This is a genomic window from Streptomyces sp. 4N124 (genome assembly GCF_052245395.1).
Taxonomy (GTDB): Bacteria; Actinomycetota; Actinomycetes; order Streptomycetales; family Streptomycetaceae; genus Streptomyces.
In genome coordinates, this window is sequence record NZ_JBQQBS010000130.1 from 1 (window position 1) to 4157 (window position 4157).

General features: G+C 72.9%; 1 protein-coding gene. It reads left to right on the top strand.

What is annotated here, in order from left to right; translation table 11 throughout:
• Nucleotides 1–4114 (top strand): FtsK/SpoIIIE domain-containing protein (locus ACTWQO_RS48340; protein WP_443243789.1); only part of this gene is annotated, 4114 nt, incomplete at its 5' end.
• Nucleotides 4115–4157: the final 43 nt, after the last annotated feature.

The window sequence follows — 4157 nt, forward strand, 5'->3', positions numbered from 1 at the left end:
CTGCGGGCTGCGCAGCCTGACCCCGCCGCCGCCCGTCGACCCGGAGACCGGAACCCCGCTGACCGCCGAGGAACCGGCGGGCCCGCAGGACGGCGGCCCCGGCGGGCACACCCCGCAGCCCGCCCGGCCGGGCCCGGACGGTCTGCCGCAACCGCCCCCGCTGCCCCCGGTCGGCTGGCTGCCGCCGCCGGACGACGGCTCGGAGGACTGGCCCGCGTACGCCGACCTGTCGCTCGGTGACCATCTGCTGCGGCTCTGCCCGCTGTTCGACCCGGACGCGGCCGTCAACCCCTCGGCCGACGGCCTGGCCATCGAGTACAACCGGCCGCCGCGCATCGCCCCGCACCTGGACAGCGAGCAGATCCGTATGCAGGGTCCGCCCGGCGAACGCGGCTCACGGCCGTTCCCGGTGCTGATGATGCTGATGCCGCTGGTCATGGGCCTCGTCCTGATGAGCCTGTTCCGCTCGTTCTACTTCATCATCTTCATCTTCTTCACGCCGATGATGGCGGTCAGCAACTGGATCATGGGCCGCCGTACCGGGCGCAAGCAACAGGAGGAGGCACTGCGCATCTACCGGCTGCGCCGCGCTTCCCTGGAGCTGGAGATGCGCGACGCGACCGTGGCGGAACGGCAGTTGCGCAACATCACGTTCCCCGACCCGGCCACCGTCCTGCTCACCGCCACCGGCCCCGGCAGCCTGCTGTGGCAGCGCCGCCGCCGCGACCCCGACCACCTCACCCTCAGGATCGGCACGGTCACCCGCCCGTCCCTCAAGCGCATCGACGACCAGGCCCGCGAGTCCAACCACCGCCAGGTGCACTGGCGCCTGGCCGACGTGCCGTTCGGCGTCGAACTGGCCGACTTCGGCGTCGTGGGCCTGTCCGGGGCCGGCGAGACCCCTCGTACGGTGGCCTGCTGGGCCGTCGCGCAGGCAGCGGTCCTGCACAGCCCCCGGGACCTGCGGATCGTCGTCCTCACCGACGACGCGCACGCGGACACCTGGAACTGGGTGCGCTGGCTGCCGCACCTGCGGCCCGACCGCCGCGGCTCGGTCATCGCGCTCGGCAACGACCCGGAGAGCACGGCCCACCGTGTCAACGAGCTGATCGCCGACATCCAGGCCCGGACGTCCGCCGCCACCTCCGCGCTGGGCCACACCCTGCTGCGCGAACCGGATGTGCTGGTCGTCCTCGACGGTGCCCGTCGGCTGCGGGACGTGCCCGGCGTCGTCCAGGTCCTGACCGGCGGACCCGGTGTGCGGATCTTCAGTCTGTGCGTGGACGAACGCGAACGGCTGCTGCCCGAAGAGTGCACCGCCGTGATCACGACGGAGGGCAACCGGCTGACCGTACGGGCGTCCGGGGTGCCCTCCGTGGAGGACATCCGGGCCGACCTGGTCGGCGCCGACTGGTGCGAGGAGGTCGCCCGTGCTCTCGCGCCCGTGCGGGACGTCACGGTCGACAGCGACTCCGGGCTGCCCTCCGACGTACGGCTGCTGCCGCTGCTCGGCCAGGAACCGCCCGACCCGGCCGCAATAGCGGCGAGTTGGGCCCGCCGGCCCGCCTCCACCGCGTTCACGCTCGGCGCCGGGTACGAGGGCGAGCTCCGCCTCGACCTGGTCAGGGACGGGCCGCACGGGCTGATCGGCGGCACCACGGGATCCGGCAAGTCCGAGCTGCTGCAGACCATGATCGCCTCACTGGCCGCCGTCAACCGGCCCGACGAACTGGCCTTCGTGCTGGTCGACTACAAGGGCGGCAGCGCCTTCCGCGAGTGCGCCGAACTCCCGCACACCCTCGGCATGATCACCGACCTGGACGGTCATCTGGTGCAGCGGGCCCTGGCCTCGCTGGACGCCGAACTGCGCCGCCGTGAACGCGTGCTGGCCGACGTCGAGGCCAAGGACCACCCCGAGTACCGGGCCAAGCGGGCCCGCGACCCCAAGCTGCCCGCGCTGCCCCGCCTGCTCCTGGTCATCGACGAATTCGCCACCCTCGTAAGGGAGTTGCCCGAATTCGTGCCGGGCCTGATCAGCCTCGCCCAGCGCGGCCGCTCGCTCGGCCTGCACCTCGTCCTGGCCACCCAGCGGCCCGGTGGCTCGGTCAGCAACGAGATCAAGGCCAACACCAACCTCCGGATCGCCCTGCGGGTGACCGACCGCTCCGAGAGCCAGGACATCATCAACGCGCCGGAAGCGGCCAGCATTTCGCCCTCCACCCCGGGCCGCGCCCTCATCCGGCGCGGCTCCGGCGCCCCCACCCCGTTCCAGACGGCCTGGGTGGGCGCCGAGCGCGCAGGAGCCGCCACGCCCGAATCGGTGACGCCTTCCCGTCCAGTACGAGGGGTCGAGCTGACCTGGAACCGGCTGGGCCGCCCCGCCGACCTGGCCGCGGAAGACGAGCACGCACCCTTCGAGCACCTCACCGGCGGCGAGGAACCCGTCACCGACCTGAGCGCCCTGGTCGAGGCTCTAGGTCGGGCCGCCGAACTCCTCGACGACTACAAGCCGCAGCGCAGCCCCTGGCTGCCCCCGCTGGCCGAGACCGTCCGCATGGAATCCCTGCCGCCCTGCCCGCCGCCCGAACCCGGGGAGCTGCCGCTGGTGCCGTACGCCCTCATGGACGTGCCGCAGCTTCAGCAACAACGGCTCGGCACGATCGACTTCGCGAGTTTCGGCCACCTCTACGTCATCGGCTCGCCCCGCTCCGGGCGCACCCAGGTCCTGCGGACCGTCGCGGGCTCCGCAGCCCTCGTCATCCCCAGCTCCGACCTGCACATCTACGGCATCGACGCGGCCGGCGGCGGTCTCGCCGCCCTGGAGTCCCTGCCGCACTGCGGAGCGGTCGTCTCGCGGCACGACACAGAACGCCTGGAGCGGCTGATCGCCCGCCTGACCACGGAGTTGACGTCCCGTCAGCGCCTGGTCTCGCAGCACGGCGTCGCCGGCCTCGGCGAACTGCGCGCCAAGCTCCCCAAGGACCGTCGCCCAGCCCGTCTGCTGCTGCTCATCGACGGCTGGGACGCGCTCAGCGCGATGCTCGACGACTACGACGGAGGCCGGCTGTACTCCGAGGTCGTACGGCTGCTGAGGGAGGGCGCAGCAGCCGGAATCCATGTCATCGCCACCTCCGAGCGCATCCTGCTGGGCGGCCGCCTGGCCGCCCACAACGACAGCCGGTTCCTGCTCAAGCAGGCCGACCTCAGCGACTACAACGTCGCCGGAATGGGCCGTGGCAAGGTCCCGGCGCACATCCCGCCCGGCCGCGGCTGGCACGCCCCCAGCGGTGTCGAGGCCCAGATCGCACTGCTGCCCACCGAGGACGGCGCCGACCAGGGCGAGGCCCTGGCCGAGATCGGCCGCCGCACCACCGCGCGCGACTCCGCGCTCCCGGTCGTCCGCCGTCCCTTCCGCATAGAGGAACTGCCTTCCCTGATCGGCTTCCAGGAGGCGGTGGACCGCGTCCCGGAGTCCCAGCGCCGCCCGCTGTGGGCCCTGGTGGGCATCGGCGGCGACACCGCCGAGCCCCTCGGCTTCGACTTCGCGGCCGGCGGCGGCTCCTTCGTGGTCGCCGGACCCCCGCGCTCGGGGCGCAGCACGACGCTCGCCTCCATGTGCGTGTCCCTGCTGATGGGCGGCACGGCACTCGTTGTCCTGGCGCCGCGCGACTCGCAGCTGCGGCAGCTCGCCGCACACGATCTCGCCCAGGTCATCACCGACCACGACCCCTCGGCGGACGCGGTCACCCAGGCCCTGCGCGCGGTCTCGGGGAAACCGGTGGTCGTCGTCGTGGACGACGCGGACCTGCTCCTGGCGTGCGGGGCCGACAAGGTGCTCCGGCAGGTCGCCACTTCGGGGCGCGACCGACAGCAGGGACTGCTGCTTGCCGGGCTGCCCGAGTCGATGAGTTCCCTCGGCTGGGTCGGTATGGCCCGCCGTTCGCGGCGCGGCATCCTGCTCGGGCCGAAGTCGATCGGGGAGGGCGACCTCATCGGGGTGCGGATCTCCTCCGAGCAGGTGCGTACCCCGCTGGCCCCCGGCCGCGGCTGGACGGCGAGCGAAGCGGGCGCCCCGATCGCGGTCCAGGTGCCGCTCACGGTGCTGGACGGCTGAGCAGGCAGTAGAGAGGGGGGTGGGCCGCTGTCCAGCGGCCCAC